Annotated in this window: 16 protein-coding genes; 5 read left to right on the forward strand and 11 right to left on the reverse strand. The window is 72.4% G+C overall.

What is annotated here, in order from left to right:
- Positions 1 to 603 precede the first annotated feature (603 nt).
- From gnd to ACF09J_RS12185, 4 genes are all read right to left on the reverse strand, one after another.
- Positions 604 to 1,503, reverse strand: a complete 900-nt coding sequence (gnd, locus tag ACF09J_RS12170; protein ID WP_392305424.1) for a phosphogluconate dehydrogenase (NAD(+)-dependent, decarboxylating) — start codon at positions 1,501 to 1,503, stop codon at positions 604 to 606.
- A 37-nt stretch (positions 1,504 to 1,540) separates the two neighbouring features.
- Positions 1,541 to 2,467 carry a glucose-6-phosphate dehydrogenase assembly protein OpcA gene (gene opcA / locus ACF09J_RS12175; RefSeq protein ID WP_392305299.1) on the reverse strand — a complete coding sequence of 309 codons (927 nt, stop codon included), beginning with the start codon at positions 2,465 to 2,467 and terminating at the stop codon, positions 1,541 to 1,543.
- The gene (gene zwf, locus ACF09J_RS12180; protein ID WP_392305300.1) at positions 2,464 to 4,167 is read right to left on the reverse strand and encodes a glucose-6-phosphate dehydrogenase; all 1,704 of its coding nucleotides are present in this window, start codon (positions 4,165 to 4,167) and stop codon (positions 2,464 to 2,466) included. Before zwf ends, opcA begins: the two co-directional genes overlap by 4 nt.
- A 478-nt stretch (positions 4,168 to 4,645) precedes the next feature.
- Positions 4,646 to 6,058 carry a glycoside hydrolase family 16 protein gene (locus ACF09J_RS12185; RefSeq protein ID WP_392305301.1) on the reverse strand — a complete coding sequence of 471 codons (1,413 nt, stop codon included), beginning with the start codon at positions 6,056 to 6,058 and terminating at the stop codon, positions 4,646 to 4,648.
- Between the two features lie 276 nt (positions 6,059 to 6,334).
- Between ACF09J_RS12185 and ACF09J_RS12190 the strand changes: the two genes are divergently transcribed.
- The gene (locus tag ACF09J_RS12190) at positions 6,335 to 7,672 is read left to right on the forward strand and encodes a 6-phospho-beta-glucosidase (protein ID WP_392305302.1); all 1,338 of its coding nucleotides are present in this window, start codon (positions 6,335 to 6,337) and stop codon (positions 7,670 to 7,672) included.
- A 189-nt stretch (positions 7,673 to 7,861) separates the two neighbouring features.
- Here ACF09J_RS12190 and ACF09J_RS12195 read toward each other — a convergent pair whose 3' ends face one another.
- Both ACF09J_RS12195 and ACF09J_RS12200 read right to left on the reverse strand, forming a co-directional pair.
- On the reverse strand, positions 7,862 to 9,550 hold the full coding sequence (locus ACF09J_RS12195) for a carbohydrate binding domain-containing protein (RefSeq protein WP_392305303.1): 1,689 nt from the start codon (positions 9,548 to 9,550) through the stop codon (positions 7,862 to 7,864).
- 174 nt (positions 9,551 to 9,724) lie between these two features.
- Positions 9,725 to 10,816, reverse strand: a complete 1,092-nt coding sequence (locus tag ACF09J_RS12200) for an ATP-grasp domain-containing protein (RefSeq protein ID WP_392305304.1) — start codon at positions 10,814 to 10,816, stop codon at positions 9,725 to 9,727.
- Between the two features lie 271 nt (positions 10,817 to 11,087).
- Between ACF09J_RS12200 and ACF09J_RS12205 the strand changes: the two genes are divergently transcribed.
- On the forward strand, positions 11,088 to 11,948 hold the full coding sequence (locus tag ACF09J_RS12205) for a metallophosphoesterase family protein (RefSeq protein ID WP_392305305.1): 861 nt from the start codon (positions 11,088 to 11,090) through the stop codon (positions 11,946 to 11,948).
- Entirely contained in the window at positions 11,945 to 12,625 is a 681-nt protein-coding gene (locus ACF09J_RS12210) for a 4'-phosphopantetheinyl transferase (RefSeq protein ID WP_392305306.1), read from the forward strand. The genes ACF09J_RS12205 and ACF09J_RS12210 overlap by 4 nt, the downstream gene beginning before the upstream one ends.
- 13 nt (positions 12,626 to 12,638) lie before the next feature.
- Here ACF09J_RS12210 and ACF09J_RS12215 read toward each other — a convergent pair whose 3' ends face one another.
- The 3 genes from ACF09J_RS12215 to ACF09J_RS12225 form a co-directional block, all read right to left on the reverse strand.
- Positions 12,639 to 12,869: a hypothetical protein gene (locus ACF09J_RS12215; protein ID WP_392305307.1), complete on the reverse strand. Its 231-nt coding sequence runs from the start codon at positions 12,867 to 12,869 to the stop codon at positions 12,639 to 12,641.
- Between the two features lie 224 nt (positions 12,870 to 13,093).
- Positions 13,094 to 13,654 carry a toxin-antitoxin system, toxin component gene (locus ACF09J_RS12220; protein ID WP_392305425.1) on the reverse strand — a complete coding sequence of 187 codons (561 nt, stop codon included), beginning with the start codon at positions 13,652 to 13,654 and terminating at the stop codon, positions 13,094 to 13,096.
- A 32-nt stretch (positions 13,655 to 13,686) separates the two neighbouring features.
- Positions 13,687 to 14,343, reverse strand: coding sequence for a helix-turn-helix domain-containing protein (locus ACF09J_RS12225; protein WP_392305308.1), 657 nt, complete (start codon positions 14,341 to 14,343; stop codon positions 13,687 to 13,689).
- 226 nt (positions 14,344 to 14,569) lie between these two features.
- On the opposite strand from ACF09J_RS12225, the gene ACF09J_RS12230 reads away from it, so the two are divergent.
- Complete coding sequence (locus ACF09J_RS12230) at positions 14,570 to 15,241, forward strand: hypothetical protein (protein ID WP_392305309.1); 672 nt, start codon at positions 14,570 to 14,572, stop codon at positions 15,239 to 15,241.
- Positions 15,242 to 15,301: 60 nt separating this feature from the next.
- Here the strand turns inward: ACF09J_RS12230 and ACF09J_RS12235 are convergent, their stop codons facing one another.
- Together ACF09J_RS12235 and ACF09J_RS12240 are read right to left on the reverse strand one after the other, a co-directional pair.
- The gene (locus ACF09J_RS12235) at positions 15,302 to 16,084 is read right to left on the reverse strand and encodes a cache domain-containing protein (RefSeq protein WP_392305310.1); all 783 of its coding nucleotides are present in this window, start codon (positions 16,082 to 16,084) and stop codon (positions 15,302 to 15,304) included.
- A 36-nt stretch (positions 16,085 to 16,120) separates the two neighbouring features.
- Positions 16,121 to 16,855 (reverse strand): FadR/GntR family transcriptional regulator, encoded by a 735-nt coding sequence (locus ACF09J_RS12240; protein WP_392305426.1) that lies wholly within the window; start codon positions 16,853 to 16,855, stop codon positions 16,121 to 16,123.
- A 158-nt stretch (positions 16,856 to 17,013) separates the two neighbouring features.
- On the opposite strand from ACF09J_RS12240, the gene ACF09J_RS12245 reads away from it, so the two are divergent.
- On the forward strand, positions 17,014 to 18,051 hold the full coding sequence (locus tag ACF09J_RS12245; protein ID WP_392305311.1) for an ABC transporter ATP-binding protein: 1,038 nt from the start codon (positions 17,014 to 17,016) through the stop codon (positions 18,049 to 18,051).
- The last annotated feature ends 28 nt before the right edge of the window (positions 18,052 to 18,079 follow it).

Raw genomic sequence — 18,079 nt, forward strand, 5'->3', positions numbered from 1 at the left:
GCGCGGCTTCCCGGGGGACGCCTGTGCGTCCGGCGGCGGGGCGCCGCTGAAGGAGCCTGTGCGCCAGGCGGCGCGGTGTCCCGAATGCGCGCGTGCGCCCCGTGGGGCAGGCGTGGGTCGCTCGGGTCAGCGGGTGGAGCGCGGGCGGGGGCCGAAGACCGGCGCCGGGCGCGGCTTCCCGGAGGACGCTGTGCGCCCGGCCGGGGGCCACCGAAGGCGCCTGTGCGCCAGGCGGCGCGGTGTCCCGAATCCCCGCGTGCGGTCCTCCGCCAGGCGCCCGACAGTACGGCCCCGAAGGCACCCCTGCGCCTGGCCGTGCGGCACCCCCGGTTGTGCGACTGGGCGGTCGGCACCCCCGTGCCCTTGCCCCGGGCGGCCCGGCCGGCGAACGGACCCTTGAACCTGGCGGCACGGCGCCCCGAACGCGCCGTGGCCCTGCGCTCAGCGGGGCACCCCGCTCGTGCCCACGCCCGAACGGGAGCCCCCCAACACGTCCCGGCGCCTGGCGGGGAGGCCCCCAAGACGTCCGCGCGCCCGGCGGGGGGCCCAGCGCGCCCCCGCCGCATCGCTCGCCGACGGGCACGACCTGGGTGGCCGGCCGGATCAGGTCTTCTTCGGCTGGTCCGCTGCGGCCGTTTCCACCGCGTGGCCGCCGAACTGGTTGCGCAGGGCCGCGACCATCTTCATCTGGGGGGAGTCGTCCTGGCGGGACGCGAAGCGGGCGAAGAGGGCGGCGGTGATCGCGGGCATCGGCACGGCGTGGTCGATGCCGGCCTCCACCGTCCAGCGGCCCTCGCCGGAGTCCTCCGCGTAGCCGCGCAGCTTCTTCAGGTGCTCGTCGTCGTCCAGGGCGTCGACGGCGAGGTCAAGGAGCCAGGAGCGGATGACGGTGCCCTGCGTCCAGGAGCGGAACACCTCGCGCACGTCGGTGACCGAGTCCACGGTCTCCAGAAGCTCCCAGCCCTCGGCGTAGGCCTGCATCATCGCGTACTCGATGCCGTTGTGGACCATCTTCGCGAAGTGCCCCGCGCCCACCTTGCCCGCGTGCACGAAGCCGTACGGTCCCTCCGGCTTGAGCGCGTCGAAGATCGGCTTCAGCCACCGGACGTGCTCCTCGTCGCCGCCCACCATCAGCGCGTAGCCGTTCTCCAGGCCCCACACGCCACCGGAGACGCCCGCGTCGACGAAGCCGACGCCCCGTGCGTGCAACTGCTTGGCGTGCTTCTCGTCGTCCGTCCACCGGGAGTTGCCGCCGTCGACGACGATGTCGCCGGGTTTGAGCAGGGTCGCCAGCTGGTCGATGACCCCCTGGGTGGCGCCGCCGGCCGGCACCATCACCCAGACCGTGCGCGGTGCCTCGAGCCGGTCCACGAGCTCGACCAGGCTGTTGACGTCGGACACGTCCGGATTGCGGTCGTAGCCCACCACGGTGAGGCCGGCGTTGCGGAGGCGTTCCCGCATGTTGCCGCCCATCTTGCCGAGGCCGACGAGACCCAACTGCATCGATGCCATGTCAGCTCACTTCCTGGATGTCGGACATTCAGACGGTCTCCTTGGCGCCCTCGCCGCGCAGCGCGACGGCGTACATCTCGTCGGCGTCGAGGCGGCGCAGCTCCTCGGCGATGAGCTCGGAGAGAGGACGCACCTTCAGCGCGAGCGTGCGCGGCGGCTGGCCCGGCAGGGTCAGCGTGGCCAGCGGGCCCTCGGGCCGGTCGATGACGACCTCCCCGTTGTCGGTGCCCAGCCGTACGGCCGTGACGACCGGGCCGGCGGAGACCACACGGTCCGTCCGCACACCCAGCCGGGCCTCCAGCCAGCGGGCCAGCAGCTCCGCGCTCGGGTTGTCCGCCTCGGCCTCCACGGCCGCCGAGGTGACCCGCATCCGGGCCTGGTCCAGGGCCGCGGCCAGCATCGAGCGCCAGGGGGTGAGCCGGGTCCAGGCGAGGTCGGTGTCGCCGGGGGCGTAGGTGCGCACGCGCGCCTGGAGGATCTCCAGCGGGCGATCGACGGCGTACAGGTCGGTGATCCTGCGCTGCGCCAGCCTGCCCAGCGGATCCTGCGCGGGGTTCTCCGGCGCGTCCACCGGCCACCAGACGACGACCGGAGCGTCCGGCAGCAGCAGCGGCAGCACCACCGAGTCGGCGTGGTCGGACACCTCGCCGTAGGTGCGCAGCACGACCGTCTCGCCGGTACCGGCCTCGGAGCCGACCCGTACCTCCGCGTCCAGCCGGCAGTGCGTGCGGTCGCGCAGGGTGCGGGCGTGCCGCCTGATGACGAGCAGGGTGCGCGAGGGGTGCTCGCGCGAGGCCTCCTCGGCGGCCTTCAGCGAGTCGTAGGCGTTCTCCTCGTCCGTGACGATGACCATCGTCAGGACCATGCCCACGGCGGGTGTGCCGATGTCGCGGCGGCCCCGCACCAGCGCCTTGTTGATCTCTCCCGCGGTGGTGTCGGTCAGGTCGATCTTCATGGCCTGCGCCAGCTCCGTCCGTCTCGTGCGAGCATCTCGTCGGCTTCCGGCGGACCCCAGGTGCCCGCCGGGTACTGCGCGGGCCTGCCGTTGCCGTCCCAGTACGTCTCCACCGGATCGAGGATCTTCCAGGACTCCTCGACCTCCTGGTGGCGCGGGAACAGGTTGGCGTCACCGAGCAGCACGTCAAGGATGAGGCGTTCGTACGCCTCAGGGCTGGACTCCGTGAAGGACTCGCCGTAGGCGAAGTCCATCGTCACGTCCCGGATCTCCATCGACGTGCCCGGCACCTTGGAGCCGAACCTGACCGTCATGCCCTCGTCCGGCTGGACGCGGATCACGATCGCGTTCTCGCCCAGCTCCTCGGTGGCGGTGGAGTCGAAGGGCGAGTGCGGGGCCCGCTGGAAGACCACCGCGATCTCGGTGACCCGGCGGCCCAGGCGCTTTCCGGTGCGCAGGTAGAACGGGACACCGGCCCAGCGGCGGTTGTCGATCTCCAGGCGCAGCGCCGCGTACGTGTCGGTCTTCGACCGCCCGTCGATGCCCTCCTCCTGGAGGTAGCCGACGACCTGACGGCCGCCCTGCCAGCCCGTCGCGTACTGGGCGCGCACGGTGTGGGCGCCCAGGTCCTCGGGCAGCCGCACCGACTTCAGCACCTTCAGCTTCTCGGTCAGCAGCGCCTCGGCGTCGAAGGCGATGGGTTCCTCCATCGCGGTGAGCGCCATCAGCTGCAGAAGGTGGTTCTGGATGACGTCGCGGGCCGCGCCGATGCCGTCGTAGTAGCCGGCCCGGCCGCCGATGCCGATGTCCTCGGCCATGGTGATCTGCACGTGGTCGACGTAGGAGCGGTTCCAGACCGGCTCGTACATCTGGTTGGCGAAGCGGAGCGCCAGGATGTTCTGGACGGTCTCCTTGCCCAGGTAGTGGTCGATGCGGAAGACCTGCTCCGGGTCGAACACCTCGTGCACGATCCGGTTCAGCTCCCGGGCGCTCGCCAGATCGTGACCGAACGGCTTTTCGATCACCGCCCGCCGCCAGGCGCCCCGAGGACCCTCGGCCAGGCCGTGCTTCTTGAGCTGCTGCACGACCTTGGGGAAGAACCTCGGCGGTACGGAGAGGTAGAAGGCATAGTTGCCGCCCGTGCCGCGGGAGGAGTCCAGGTCCTCCACCGCCGCGCGCAGGTGCTTGAACGCGGTGTCGTCGTCGAAGTCGCCGGGGACGAACCGCATGCCCTCGGAGAGCTGCTGCCAGACCTCCTCGCGGAACGGCGTACGCGCGTGCTCCCTGACGGCGTCGTGCACCACTTCCGCGAAGTCCTGGTCCTCCCAGTCCCGCCGGGCGAAGCCGACCAGGGAGAAGCCCGGGGGCAGCAGTCCGCGGTTGGCCAGGTCGTAGACGGCGGGCATCAGTTTCTTGCGGGACAGGTCACCGGTCACGCCGAAGATCACGAGTCCGGACGGCCCCGCGATCCGCGGCAGCCGCCGGTCCCGGGCGTCACGCAGCGGATTCACCCAATCGGCGGCTGCCCCCACTGGCACCCGGACATCGGCGTCCGCGTCCGGCGCCTGGTTCTTCCCGGAGCCGGGGCTCGGGGTCGTGGGCTTCGCGGCTGCGGTCGGTGCCCGGCCGCGGGCGGCCGGTGGGCCGGAGTCCGCCGCCCGGGCGGCATCTGCCGCCGCCTCGGTGGGCTTCTTGCTCATTCCGCGTCAACTCCCTTGCTGTCTGGGGACCTGGTGGCCGTCTCCAGCAGGTCTCCCTGCCAGGGTGCCTCGCAGATCCCCGGCCGGCGGGGTGATCACTGTGCCGGGCGCGACCGGCTCGTCCATGTACGGCGCGACCGGCTCGTCCATATACAGGGTGTCCTCGTACGGCGGATCCTTCACCCCGATCGACGCCCGAAGTGGGCGCGTCCGGTGCGCGGCGGCACCCTCGGGCGGGACCCGGCGCGCAACGGGCCGGGGCGCGGTCACGGCTGCTTCGCTCACAGTGAGCGTCTTCCATGTCGCGTTCGGATCATGCACGCGACGCACGGGCGCCGACGACACGACCCCGCTCACGGCCGCGACCCGGCCCACGGTCCCGCCCCGTACCCCCCGCCCCACCACACGCCCCGCCTACGGAACGCCACCGGGGCCCCACGCGTGTGCGTGGAGCCCGGTGCCCGGGCCCGCTTGCCGGTCAGTGACCGAAGTCGAACCAGTTGACGTTCACGAAGTCCGCCGGCTGCCCGCTGCTGAAGGTGAGGTACACGTCGTGCGTGCCGGTCACCGGGCTGATGTTCGCCGGGACCGTCCTCCAGGACTGCCAGCCTCCGGTGTTGGCCAGCGCGAAGCTGCCGACGGGGGCGTTGCCGCGGTTGTCCAGGCGCACCTCGACCAGTCCGCTGACCCCGGGCGCGGCGCCACTGGCGACCCGCGCGTAGAACTGCCGGGCCGCGGTGGAGCCGAAGTTCACGCCCTTGTAGAGGGTCCAGTCGCCGTTCGCGACGGCACCGATGTTCTGGCCGCCGCCGGCGTCGGTGGTCGCCTCGGTGATGACGCCGCTCTGGCTGTCGTAGGACTCGGCCTGGATGGGGCTGTAGGCGTCCCGGTTGCCGGACGGGGGAGGCGTGGTACCGCTCCCACCGCCGGAGGACTGGAGCACCTGGACGTAGTCCACGGTCATCGGGTGGCCTGGCTGGGTGCCGCCGTCGGGGCCGCCGCCGAACGCGCCCGGGAAGCCGCCGCCCATCGCCACGTTCAGGATGACGAAGTACCCGTGGTTGGTCGCGTTGGCCCAGGTTGTTGCGTCCACATCGGTGGATCGCACGGTGTGGAAGTTGACGTCGTCGACGTAGAAGCGGATCTGCTCGGGGCTGGTCGACCTGTCCCACTCCATGGCGTACGTGTGGAAGCCGGCCTGGCAGGTGGCGCCGGGGCACGAGGTCGAACCGCCGAGGCCCGTGGTCTCCTTGCAGGGCCCGTCCGGGTTGGTGCCGCAGTGCATGGTCGCCCAGTTGGTGTTGAGTCCCTGGACGTTCTCCATGATGTCCAGCTCGCCGACTCCCGGCCAGTTCCAGTAGTTGCCGCGGAAGGGCGCGCCCAGCATCCAGAAGGCGGGCCAGTACCCCTTGGCGGCGGCGCCGGTGACGTTGGGCATCTGGACGCGGGCCTGCACGCGCAGCTTGCCGCCGGACGGGGGCTGGAAGTCGGTGCGCTTGGTCTCGATGCGGCCCGAGGTCCAGTTGCCGGCGGCGTCCCGGCGCGGGGTGATGAGCAGGTTGCCGTTGCCGTCGAGGGAGACGTTGCTGGTGCTTGACGTCATCGTCTCGATCTCGCCGGTGCCCCAGTTGGCGGCGCCGCCGGGGTAGGAAGTGCCGGTGTCGTACTGCCAGTTGGCGGTGTTGACGCCGGTGCCGGCCGGGCCGTCGAACTCGTCGAGGAAGACCTGGGTCCAGCCCGACGGGGGAGTGGGGGCGGAGGCGTTCGCGGGCAGCGTCCCGGCGGTGGCGGCGGCCGCCGCCAGACCGAGCGTGCCGAGGGCGGCGACGAGCGCGCGCCGCACGGAACGTCTGCGGCGCGCACCGGCGGGCGCGACGGAAGATTCACTCATGGGGGTGCCTCTCGGGTACGGAGTGGGGGTGCTCGACGCCGTGCTCGAACACGTCCGGGGAGGTCCTGCGAGCGCGTTGCGGAAGGTCTGAGAGCGCTCTCATCGAGGTGTGCGCGGCCAATGTGCCCCCGGGTTCCGCCGCCGTCAAGAGTTAAAACGAAGAAAGTCCTTGCACGGAACGGGAGTTCAAGGCTTCACCGCGACAGAAGGGACGTCCGACCTCGCCCCGCCCCGGCCCGGCGCCCCCGGCGGCGGGCGTGGACGTAGGGTGCAGGCGTGAGGCTGACGATTCTGGGCGGCGGCGGATTCCGTGTGCCGCTGGTGTACGGGGCACTGCTCGCCGACCGCGCCGAGGGCCGGGTCACCGAGGTCGTCCTGCACGACCTGGACGCCGGACGGCTGTCGGCGGTGACCAGGGTGCTGACCGAACAGGCCGCCGGGGTGCCGGACGCGCCGGTGGTGCGGGCCACCACCGACCTGGACGAGGCCCTGCGCGGCGCCGACTTCGTGTTCTCCGCCATCCGCGTCGGCGGCCTGGAGGGACGCGCGGAGGACGAGCGGGTGGCGCTCGCCGAAGGGGTGCTCGGCCAGGAGACGGTGGGCGCGGGCGGCATCGCCTACGGGCTGCGCACGGTGCCCGTCGCCGTCGGGATCGCCCGGCGGGTGGCCCGCCTCGCGCCCGACGCCTGGGTCATCAACTTCACCAACCCGGCCGGGCTGGTCACCGAGGCCATGGCCCGCCATCTCGGCGACCGGGTGATCGGCATCTGCGACTCGCCGGTGGGTCTCGGCCGGCGCATCGCCCGCGTGCTCGGCGCCGACCCGGGGCGGGCATGGATCGACTACGTCGGCCTCAACCACCTCGGCTGGGTACGCGGACTGCGTGTGGCCGGCCGGGACGAACTCCCGCGCCTGCTCGCCGACACCGAACTGCTCGGTTCCTTCGAGGAGGGCAGGCTCTTCGGCGCCGACTGGCTCCGGTCGCTGGGCGCGATCCCCAACGAGTACCTGCACTACTACTACTTCAACCGCGAGGCCGTACGGGCCTACCAGCGGGCCGGCAAGACCCGCGGCGCCTTCCTGCGCGACCAGCAGGCCGGGTTCTACGAGGAGTTGCGGGACCCGGAGGCCGCCGCCCTCCCGGCCTGGAACCGCACCCGCGCCGAGCGCGAGGCCACCTACATGGCGGAGAACCGCGAGTCGGCGGGCGCGGGGGACCGGGAGGCCGACGACCTCTCCGGCGGCTACGAGAAGGTCGCCCTCGCCCTGATGCGGGCCATCGCCCGCGACGAGCGCACCACACTGATCCTCAACGTCCGCAACCGGGGCACCCTTTCGGTGCTGGACGCCGAGGCCGTCATCGAGGTGCCCTGCCTGGTCGACGCGAGCGGCGCCCACCCGGTCTCGGTGGACCCGCTGCCCGGGCACGCGACCGGGCTGGTCTGCGCGGTCAAGGCGGTCGAGCGCGAGGTGCTGGCCGCGGCCGCGTCGGGCTCCCGCGCGACGGCCGTGAAGGCCTTCGCGCTGCACCCGCTGATCGACTCCGTGAACGTGGCCCACCGCCTCGTCGACGGCTACCTCGCCGTCCACCCAGGCCTGGCGTACCTCGGATAGCCTGCGGGTCCGGTCGGTCGCTCCCCCGTAGTGCGACCGACCGTCCCGCCCCCCGTTCCCCCGTGGTTCCCCCGTCTTCCCCGTCGCCCCCACCCTTGAGAGTCGACGGCCCGGACCCTGATACACCCCGGGCGGAAAATTTCCGGAAGAAGTTCCGGACGTGTTCCCGCACGGGGTGTCAGGTGCCGCTCAGCCGGTGAAGCCCGCGGTGATGGAGGTGAACTGCCAGTTGTTCTGGTTGATGCCGGAGCAGTTCTCGGCCACGCCGCCGCCCGGGCACGGCCGGTCGCGGTTGACCGACCAGAAGGCGAGCCGGGCGATGTGGTGGCCGTTGGCCCAGTCACGTACCTGAGTCCAGATGGCCGGAGTCGTGTTCTCCTGCTGGTCGGACAGGCCGTTCATGCCGGAGATGCCGATGTGGGAGTACGCGGTGGCGTCGTCCCAGCCGAAGGTCGACTTCAGCTTGGCCTTCAGGCCCTCGGCCGCGTTCACCGTGTTGCCGTACATGTTGGCACCGCCGCCGAAGTCGAACGGCATGATGGTGAAGACGTCGATGTCCGCGTTCAGCGACTTGGCCTGCTCGATGAGCCGGTTGCCGTAGTAGGTCGGGCCGGTCGTCGAGGTGCCGAAGGTCACGATCGTCCGCAGACCGGGGTTGTTGGCCTTGACGGTCTTCAACGCGGTGAGGATCTTGGCCTGCACGGCCTCGTTCTCGAATTCGTCCGAGTTCTCGACGTCCATGTCGATCGCCTTCAGGCCGTAGGCGTTGATCACCTTCTGGATCGCCCCGGCCAGCGCGCTCGCGGAGGAGCAGTTGGCGCCGAGCTTGCTGCCGCTCCAGCCGCCGAACGACGGGACGATGTCACCGCCCGCCGAGCGGATCTGATTGATGGCGGTCTGGTCGACGCCGCCGGTCAGCGGCCGCTGGCCGTCCCAGGACGGCGTGCAGCCCCCCGAGTCGAGCACGAACGCCATCGTGAACCACTTGATGCCGGTCGCGCTCATCACCGAGGTCGGGCTCGGCGGGCTGCCCCAGCCCTCGTACAGATAAGGAGCCGCCTGCTTGAACCCGCCGCCACCGCCGCCGCTGCCGGCGTCCGTGGTGACCGTGACGGCGTTGGAGGCCCCCGAGACGTTCCCGGCGGCGTCGCGCGCCCTGACCGTGAAGGTGTAGGAGGTGCTCGGCGACAGGCCGCTCACCGTGGCGGTCGTACCGGAGACGCTCAGCACCTGACTGGAGCCGCTGTAGACGTCGTACGCCGTCACGCCCACGTTGTCCGTGGCGGCGTTCCACTTCAGCGACACGCTGGAGGACGTCTTGCCGGTGGAGCTCAGGCCCGTCGGCGCGGTCGGCGCCTGGGTGTCGCCGCCACCGCCGCCGCCGGGGCCGTCCAGGCTGATGTCGTCGGCGTAGTAGGTGCCCTGCGCGTACCAGCCGTGGACGTAGACGTTCGCGCTGGTCTGGCCGGCGCCGGTGGTGAAGGAGACCGTCAGCTGGCTGTACGCCGACGGGGACGAGGTCCAGGTCGAGGCGCCGCCGTCCACGCCGAGGTAGACGTAGGAGCCACGCACCCAGCCGCTCAGCTTGTACGTCGTGTTCGGCTGGACCGGGACGGTCTGGCTGCACTGGGCGGTGTCGCTCGACGTCACCGCGCCGGCGAGGGCCTTGGAGCCGCCGTGCACGGGGGAGGAGACCACCGAACCGAGGTTGCCGGTGCAGGTCCAGGGGGAGAGGCCGCCCGACTCGAAGCCGGGGTTGTTCAGGATGTTGGCCGCGTGGGCCGTGCCGGGCAGGGCGATGGCCCCGGCGAGCGCCAGGGCCGCGGAACCGAGCAGGGCGAGAAGCCGACGTCCGGGACGTCTCAGTGTGTCGCGCACGCTATCTCCCTGTAGATATGGGGGTGTTCGGGAGGCACAGAGGTGCAGAGGTGCAGAAGTGCAGAGAGCCGCAGAGCGGACCGTGCAGGAGGTGCGCAGACCAAGTTGGTATGGACCAATCCGGGTGTCAAGGGATGACGCCGTGATTGGTCCCTGCCAGTGCCGGACGGGCCGCTATGCCGGAGCCCCCGTGCGGGCCGCCGCGGTCTGTGCGGGCATCCCGGTCCGCGGCCGGACCATCGCCTCCGGCCGCAGCGGACGCGGCCCCGACACCACCGTGTAGTCCTGCCCGAGGAACGACGGCGCCACCACCCCCGGATCCTCGCCCAGCGCCAACCGCACCGCGGCCCAGGGGGCGTTGATCCCGCACTGCGCGAGCTGATGAAGTCCGCCCGCCGGGCGCGGGTTCACGTCGAGGAGCACCGGGCGGTCGCCGTACATCCGGAACTGGATGTTGGACAGATAGTGCAGCCCGAAGCCCTCCGCGATCCGCCGGGCGGGCTCCAGCCACTGCTCGTGCAGCGTGAAGCCGCGGCGGCGGCCGTTCTTGGTGCGTCCCACGGCCAGCCGGATCCGGTTGTCCGGCCCGGTCAGGCAGTCGACCGACACCTCCGGCTGCTCCAGCCGGGGCATCACCAGCCAGTCCACCGGACCGTCCGCCTGTTCCAGTGCCCGCAGGACCAGGTCCAGCGGGACGTGCGGGCCGGGGAAGCCGCTCAACTGCCGCAGCGAGAAGGGCGCGCGCGTGATGACGCGGAAGCCGACGCCGCCCGCACCGGCCGCGGGCTTGAAGCACGCCAGATGCCCGGCCTCCTCCAACTCCGTGACGGCCGCTATGAGTTCGCCGGCCGTGCGGACCCGCCACCACGGCGGAACCGGCACGCCGATCGACCGGGCCGCCTCGTACGCCGTCGCCTTGTCCGCGAAGACGGCCACCGCCTCCGGCGTCGGCGCGAGCAACGCGGTGCCCACCGCCGCGAAGTCGGCGCGGTGCGCCACGATCGCGGTCTGGTTCAGCCGTGGAACGAACACGTCGATGCCGCGCCGCGCGCACTGGTCGAGGGCGTACTCGACGTAGGCGGCCGGGGAAAGGCCTTCCGGTTCGAGCACGGCGGTGTCGGCGGCGGCCAGCACGGGCGAGTCGGCGTCGCCGTGCGTGGCATGGATCTCGACGGCCCGGTCAGCGGGATTTCTCCGCAGCTGATCCATGAAGAAGACGTTCTCCGCGTACGTGCGGTTGAGCCAGACGCGTACGCGGGAGACCATGCGGGCCGCCTTTCGGGGGGTCGCGGGCACGGCGAAGCGGGCCGAGCCCGGCCAGAGGGGAAGGAGGGACACCAAATCGCCCTGCGAGAAAGGGAGTTGAGGCGACGGTGTTGGGGCGATCATACGACCTCCGCAGAGCGCGTCGCGCCACCCGGAGGCACGGCCCGGTCCACCGCGGGTGCGCGTCCGCGGCCGGCCCGGGAGGCGCTTGTCTCCGTGCCGCCGGATGTGTTCTTGTGGTGCCCATCAGGTGGGTGACAGGGGGCGAGAAGTGACGGAAGAGGCCGGTGGGGCCGGGCGGCTGCTCGCCATCAGCGACCTGCACATCGGCTACAGCGAGAACCGGGCCCTGGTCGAGCGGATGGCGCCCGAGCGGGAGGACGACTGGCTGCTCGTGGCCGGCGACGTGGCGGAGACCGTCGCGGACATCCGCTGGGCCCTGAAGACGCTGGCGAGCCGGTTCCGCAAGGTGGTCTGGGCCCCCGGCAACCACGAGCTGTGGACCCATCCGAGCGACACCGTCACCCTGCGGGGCGTCGCCCGGTACGAGTACCTGGTCGAGCTGTGCCGCGAACTGGGCGTCACGACGCCCGAGGACCCCTACCCGGTCTGGGACGGTCCGGGCGCCCCGGTGGCCGTGGCACCGCTGTTCCTGCTGTACGACTACTCCTTCCTGCCTGCCGGCTGCGCGACCAAGGACGAGGGACTGGCCTACGCGCACGGCACGGGCGTGGTCTGCTCGGACGAGTTCCTGCTGCACCCGGACCCCTATCCGAGCCGCGAGGCCTGGTGCGCGGCCCGGGTCGCCGAGACCGAGCGCAGGCTCGCGGAGATCCCCGGCGATCTGCCGACCGTGCTCGTCAACCACTACCCGCTCCATCGGCACCCGACGGACGTCCTGTGGTACCCGGAGTTCGCCATGTGGTGCGGCACCCGGCGCACCGCCGACTGGCACCGCAGGTTCCGCGTGGCCGCCATGGTCTACGGCCACCTCCACATTCCGCGGACCACCCACCACGAGGGCGTCCGCTTCGAGGAGGTGTCGGTCGGGTACCCCCGAGAATGGCGGAAGCGCTCGGCTCCCCCGGGCCGACCGCGCCGCATACTTCCCCTGGAGGTCGGAACCCGGTGATCGAGGACCTGCTGCCGGACTCGGTGGTGTCCGTGGAGGCGTACGGCGACGACGGGACCGACCAGGCCCCGCTCCACCCCGAGGAGCAGGCGGTGGTGGCGCAGGCGGTCGACAAGCGCCGGCGCGAGTTCGCCGGTGTGCGTGCCTGTGCCCGCCTGGCCATGGAGAAGCTCGGCGTGCCGCCGCAGCCCGTGCTGCCCGGCGAGCGCGGCGCCCCGCGCTGGCCGGACGGGCTGACGGGCAGCATGACCCACTGCGTCGGCTACCGTGCCGCGGCCCTGGTCCGCACCACCGACCTGGCCTCCCTCGGCATCGACGCCGAACCCCACGCCCCGCTGCCCGACGGCGTGCTGGCCACCATCGCCCTGCCCGCCGAGCAGCGGCGCCTGGCGCAACTGGCCACGCTGCACCCCGGTGTGCACTGGGACCGGCTGCTCTTCAGCGCCAAGGAGTCCGTCTACAAGGCCTGGTTCCCGCTCACGCGCGAGTGGCTGGACTTCGAGGAGGCGGACATCGAGGTGGGCACCCCGGCGGGTCCGGCCCTGCACGGCGGCTTCCGCGCCCGGCTCCTCGTCCCGGGGCCCGTGGTCGACGGACGGCGCGTCGGCCACTTCGAGGGCCGCTGGACCGTGGTCCAGGGCCTGGTGGTCACCGCGGTGGCGGTCCCGCGCGCCTGAGGGGGGCACGGGGTCACGGCCCGGGGCACCAGCGGTGCAGGATCCGGAAGAACTCCTCCTCGTTGCCCGTCAGGCCCGCCCGCGCCAGCGCCTGCTCAGCCTCGGCGAGCACGGAGGGCGGGACCACCGCGGGGCGGGCGCCGCCCGGCGGGCCGTCGTCGAAGGCGGCGCGCACCGTGGACAGGAGCCTGAGATAGGCCTGGACGGCGGTGCGTTCGTGGTCGGTCAGCACGGCGGTGGGCATGGCTCGGTCTCCCCGGTTTCGGCGTCACACGGTCACCCGCCCGGTCGCCCGGACGGCGCACGGCGCCTCCGCACGGCGGTGGCGCGTCTCCAGCTTGCCGCCCACCACTGACAATGCCCTCGCGCTCCGCGCCGGTTCGCCCACTCGGCTCAGGCGGAGCGGACTCGGAAACGCCCCCTCGGCTCAGGCGGACCCGACTCAGGACGCCCCCCTCGGAGCCGCGACTAGGGCCGGCTTCCGCCCGGGCCGTCCCCCTCCACCCGCCGCCCCAGGTAGCCGAGGGAGGTCTCGATCCGCCCGGCCAGATGGTCGCGCTGCACCCTTCCGCGCAGGGTCGAACCCGCCAGCCACGTACGGAACTTGCTGGCCAGCAGCAGACCGAAGCTCTCTGCTTCCCCCTCCTCGGCGAGGTCGAACCGGCTGCGCGCGGCGGCCCGACGCACGGCCGCCTGGAGATCCGCGCCGTCGTCGAGCAGGCGCGCGGCCACCTGGACACCGTCCACGTGGTGGCCGTGGTGCCCGGCGCGCATGTGCCACAGCTCATGGCCGAGGATCACCAACTGGTGATCGGGGGCTGTGCGTTCCTCGACGAGGACCAGGTCCTGGTCGGTCATGTCGAGCCACAGCCCGCTGGCGGTGCCGGCCGGAAAGGCGGCCGTGCGGAAGCGGACGGGCCGCCCGCGCCGCCGGCTCATCGCCTCGCACAGCGCGGTGTACAGATCGGCGGGCCGGGCCGGCGCCGGCAGCGTCACCTCGCCGACGAGCTCGGCGCACAGCCGGCGCATGTCCCTGCGGATGCGCACGCGCCTTCCCGGCATCACGACTCGGGCCGCTTGACGCTCTCCAGAAGCATGTCCAGCCACTCGGCGACCTTGTCGCGGTGCTGGTCGGTGGGCAGTTGCGCGGCCCGCCAGGCGATCCCGCGCACGCCGTGGTCCTGCAGCAGCCGCTCCAGCGGGTCGTCGGCGGCCGTGTCCGCCTCCCGCTCCCGGTCGGCGAGCCGCTGGAGCAGTTCCTGCTCGGTGTGCTGGAGGGCCCCCGCGAGGGCCTCGGGATCCTCGGCGGTGAGGAAGCCGGCGTGCACCCGGAAGAAGCGCTGGATGGCGTCGCAGTGCTCCATGGTGGGGCGCCGGTCGCCGTTGATGAGGGCGCCCGCCTGCTGCCGCGACATGCCCGCGCCGTCGGCGATCTCCTGCTGTGTGTAGCGGCGTCCGTTGGGCTTCAGGCGGGTGCGGCGCAGCAGGTCGAGCCGTTGCAGGAAGCGGGCCTGCACGTCCGGCTCGCCCGCGGACCGGCCGCTGAGCAGGGTTCTGACCACGGGCTCCGGCACGCCGGAGGCCGCGGAGAGGCGGCCGACGTCGAAGACCTCCGCCTGGGGCACGCCGAGCCGGTCGGCCAGCGCGGTGACGCGTGCGACGACGGCCGGCAGCGCGGCCGAGGCCGTGGCGCCCGGATCCTCGATGCCATCCGTCACCGACAGATCTCCTACGTCTCTCACAGGCTTCTCACAAAGGCGGGGTGCCGTGAACTTCCCGGAGGGTAACCGGTCGTTCGAACTCGCATCCAGGTCTCGCCACAACTGTGGCCAATTTCAGCCGTCAACCGGCATGGAATGCCACGATAGTTGACACGCCTCATGGATGAGAAGCAGGATCAAGGCGCCGCGTGAAGGCCGCATAGGCAAGAGGGGTGACCTCCCGATGGCACATCAGGCAGGAGGGCAGCGGCCTGCGCCGCGGTCCGTCCCCGTTCGTTCCGAGGCGCAGGCCTACCTCCGGGACTACACCACATTCCTGGAGGCCGTCCCCTTCCCGTCCCTCGTCGTCGACCAGGCCTGGGACGTGGTCCTGACCAACAGCGCTTTCACGTCACTCTTCCGCGGCGTCGGCCCGCACCCGACGGCCATGCCGGGCGACAACTTCCTCCGGTTCGTCCTGTTCCACCCGGACGCGGCCACCGTCCTCGGCGAGCACGAGTCGCGCTGGTGCCTGCCGATGCTGGCGCACTTCGCCGCCACGGTGGAGCGCAGCGGCCACGACCACGGACTTCAGGCCATCCTCGAGGACATCGCCGAGGACCCCATCATGGAGGCCGCCTACCGGCAGGGGCTGCCGCACTGGATCCGCGCGGTCGGCGAGACGGCGGTCGTGTCGGACGGCGCGGTGCGCCCCCTGCTGCACCCGGACCCGCGCTGGGGCGCCACCGAGTGCCGCATCATCGAGGAGACTCCGGCGACCCTCCAGGAGCTCGGCTACACCCGCCTCACCCTGGTGCTTCGCGAGGCCCGCCGTCCCGCGCCCGCCCGGCGCGGACCGGGACGGGCCCGCCGCCCGGCCGGCCACCTGAGCGTGGTCACGGCCCCGGAGGGCTGACCCGGCACCGTCGGCGTTCAGGTCGCCGACGGCGCCGGGCCGCCCCGGCTTCCCGGGCGGTCACGCGGCCGTGACCACCAGGATCAGCGGCACGCCCCGGCACGGAATCAGCCGTTTTCCGGCATGCGTCACGGGGCGGCCCCGGTCCAGTGCCGCGGAGAAGTCCGGGCCCCGGGTCAGGGAGCCGGCCAGGTGGGACGGGTCGGCGGAGGCCGCCACGCGGCCGCGGGCGTTCACCAGGTGGGCGGGGCACGGCAGTTCGCGCAGCAGGGGCAGCACGGCCGCCTCGAAGTGCCGTAGATACACGTCGGCCGCGGCCACCCCCGCGAACCGGCCCGCCGCCTGGACCGGCGCGGACAGGGTCAGGCTGTACTCGTCGGAGCACAAGTAGTCCACGTAGGGCCCGGCCACGGCCCGCAGCCCGGTGTCGCGGGGCAGGGCGAACCAATCCCAGTGGGTGTAGTCCGAGTACGCCGACTGCCGCGGATCCAGGTCGAGCAGCAGCGGTCGTACGTCCCCCCGCGCGGTGCACTGCCACCACTCCAGCCAGGCCGGCACGTCGGCCAGCAGCCCCGGCGCGGCGACGAAACCCGCCCCCGACACGAGCTCCTCGCGGCCCAGCCGCAGATGCAGCCCGGGCCGCAGCGCGGCGAGGTCGGCGCTCACCGGCGCGCGGCCCTCCGCGACCACCCGCGCCAGCAGATCCGCCGCCTCGGCGCGGATCCCGGCGACCGCGTCGAAGACCGCCTCCAGGGTGCGGCCCACCCGCGCGGCGACGAGCTCCCCGGCGCACACCTCGCGCGTCGCGGTCGCCGCCCCGGCACCTGCGCGGCTCGTGCTCATGGCGTCCTCCAGCGGGCAGGGCCGCGCGCCGCGTCGTCAGAGGCCCATCCGCACGGCGATGAGTCGCGCCGCAGAATCCCGGACGCACCGCTCCGCCAGCGCACGGGCCGGATCACGGGCCCCATCCTGCACGGCGGAGACGACGGCGCGATGACGATCTGCGACTTCTTCACGATATTCGTCGTCGCCGAACACCAGGCACAGCAGTGCGCCGACCTCCGTCTGGAGCGCGATCTGCTCCCGGGTGAGCCGGGCGGACTGCGCGGCCGCCGCCAGCTCCACATGGAACCGGCCGTAGACCCGGCTGCGGGTCGCCGTGTCTGAGGCCCCCACCAACTCCTGGACGGTGCGCAGCAGTCCGCCGAGATCGCCGGGTTCGGTGCGCTCGGCCGCCAGTGCGGCCGCCGCCCCCGACAGCGCGGCCCAGTGGTCGCTGAGGTCGCGCAGTTCCTCCGTGCTCCAGCCGCGCAGCCGGGTCCTCAGCCGTTCCTCGCCCGGTAGTTCGGGCAGCGAGACGAAGCTGCCCCCGCCGCGCCCCCGCCGGGTGACGACCAGACCCTGCTGCCGCAACGCCATCAGCGCCTCCCGCAGGGTCACCGTGGACACGCCGAGCTGTCCGGCCAGTTCGCTCTCGCCGGGCAGTTGTTCCCCCTCGGCGAGCAGCCCGAGTTCGATGGCGTCGCCGATCCTGCGCACCACCGTGTCCACCCGCGCCCGGCACTCCACCGGTGCGAAGACGGCCCTGCGGGCACCGGCCTCACCCGCGTCCACCGTCCCGTGCGGACTGCCGGCCCGGTTCTCGACGTGTCCCTGCTTCACGGCCACCACCTTGCCAGTTGACCCAAGTTTTACCCAGAGGCGGTCTTGAGCTTTGAACTATGACTTCATAGGTTTCAGCTCAACGTTCGGAAGCGTCAGAGAGGTTCCGCATGGAGGGAGTTGCCGTCCGGCTGGAGGGCCTGCGCAGGACGTTCGGGGAGACGGCCGCCGTGGCCGGGGTCGACCTGGAGATCCGGGACGGGGAGTTCTTCTCGATGCTCGGCCCCTCCGGCTCGGGCAAGACCACCGTCCTGCGCCTGATCGCCGGCTTCGAGACCCCCGACGCGGGCCGCGTGGAACTCGCCGGCCAGGAGGTCACCGGCCTCGCTCCCTTCGAACGGGACGTCCACACCGTCTTCCAGGACTACGCCCTCTTCCCGCACATGACCGTCGAGCAGAACGTCGCCTACGGCCTGAAGATCCGCAAAGTACCGAAGGCGGAACGGCTCGCCCGCGCCCGCAAGGCCCTTGCCGAGGTGCGCCTCGAAGGCTACGGCGGACGGCGCCCGGCTGGGCTCTCCGGCGGCCAGCGCCAGCGCGTCGCCCTCGCCCGCGCCCTGGTCGGCCGCCCCCGCGTCCTGCTGCTCGACGAACCGCTCGGCGCCCTCGACCTCAAGCTGCGCGAGCAGATGCAGGTCGAACTCAAGGCGCTCCAGCGCGAGGTCGGCATCACCTTCGTGTTCGTCACCCACGACCAGGAGGAGGCCCTGACGATGAGCGACCGCATCGCCGTCTTCCACCAGGGCCGCATCGAACAGGTCGGCACCCCGGCCGAGATCTACGAACGCCCGGCGACCGGATTCGTCGCCTCGTTCGTCGGCACCTCCAACCTGCTCGAGGGCGAGTCGGCCCGGCGGATCCTCGGCGTTCCCGGAACCCACAGCATCAGGCCCGAGAAGATCCGCGTCCTGAAGGAGTCCGCCGACGCCGACGAGCCCGGCCAGGCGACCGTCACCGGCACCGTCGCCGACGTCGTCTACCTGGGCGACTCCACCCGACTCCTGGTCGACCTCGACACCGGCGGCCGCCTCACCGCGCTCCAGCAGAACCTGGAGACCTCCGCCGAGGACGTCGCCGCCTACCGCGGCACCCGCGTACGGCTGGCATGGCACAGCCGCCACGCCGTCCAGGTCCCCGACGCCCTCTGAACAAGCACCACCGTCCCCCTCACCCATG

The organism is Streptomyces sp. NPDC014889 (assembly GCF_043081205.1).
GTDB lineage: Bacteria > Actinomycetota > Actinomycetes > Streptomycetales > Streptomycetaceae > Streptomyces.

Coding starts and splice junctions, on each gene's coding strand:
- opcA (WP_392305299.1), bottom strand. CDS start 2,467: ATGAAGATCGACCTGACCGACACCACCGCGGGAGAGATCAACAAGGCG.
- ACF09J_RS12230 (WP_392305309.1), top strand. CDS start 14,570: ATGGCACATCAGGCAGGAGGGCAGCGGCCTGCGCCGCGGTCCGTCCCC.
- ACF09J_RS12245 (WP_392305311.1), top strand. CDS start 17,014: ATGGAGGGAGTTGCCGTCCGGCTGGAGGGCCTGCGCAGGACGTTCGGG.
- zwf (WP_392305300.1), bottom strand. CDS start 4,167: ATGAGCAAGAAGCCCACCGAGGCGGCGGCAGATGCCGCCCGGGCGGCG.
- ACF09J_RS12185 (WP_392305301.1), bottom strand. CDS start 6,058: ATGAGTGAATCTTCCGTCGCGCCCGCCGGTGCGCGCCGCAGACGTTCC.
- gnd (WP_392305424.1), bottom strand. CDS start 1,503: ATGCAGTTGGGTCTCGTCGGCCTCGGCAAGATGGGCGGCAACATGCGG.
- ACF09J_RS12200 (WP_392305304.1), bottom strand. CDS start 10,816: ATGGTCTCCCGCGTACGCGTCTGGCTCAACCGCACGTACGCGGAGAAC.
- ACF09J_RS12235 (WP_392305310.1), bottom strand. CDS start 16,084: ATGAGCACGAGCCGCGCAGGTGCCGGGGCGGCGACCGCGACGCGCGAG.
- ACF09J_RS12215 (WP_392305307.1), bottom strand. CDS start 12,869: ATGCCCACCGCCGTGCTGACCGACCACGAACGCACCGCCGTCCAGGCC.
- ACF09J_RS12220 (WP_392305425.1), bottom strand. CDS start 13,654: ATGCGCCGGCTGTGCGCCGAGCTCGTCGGCGAGGTGACGCTGCCGGCG.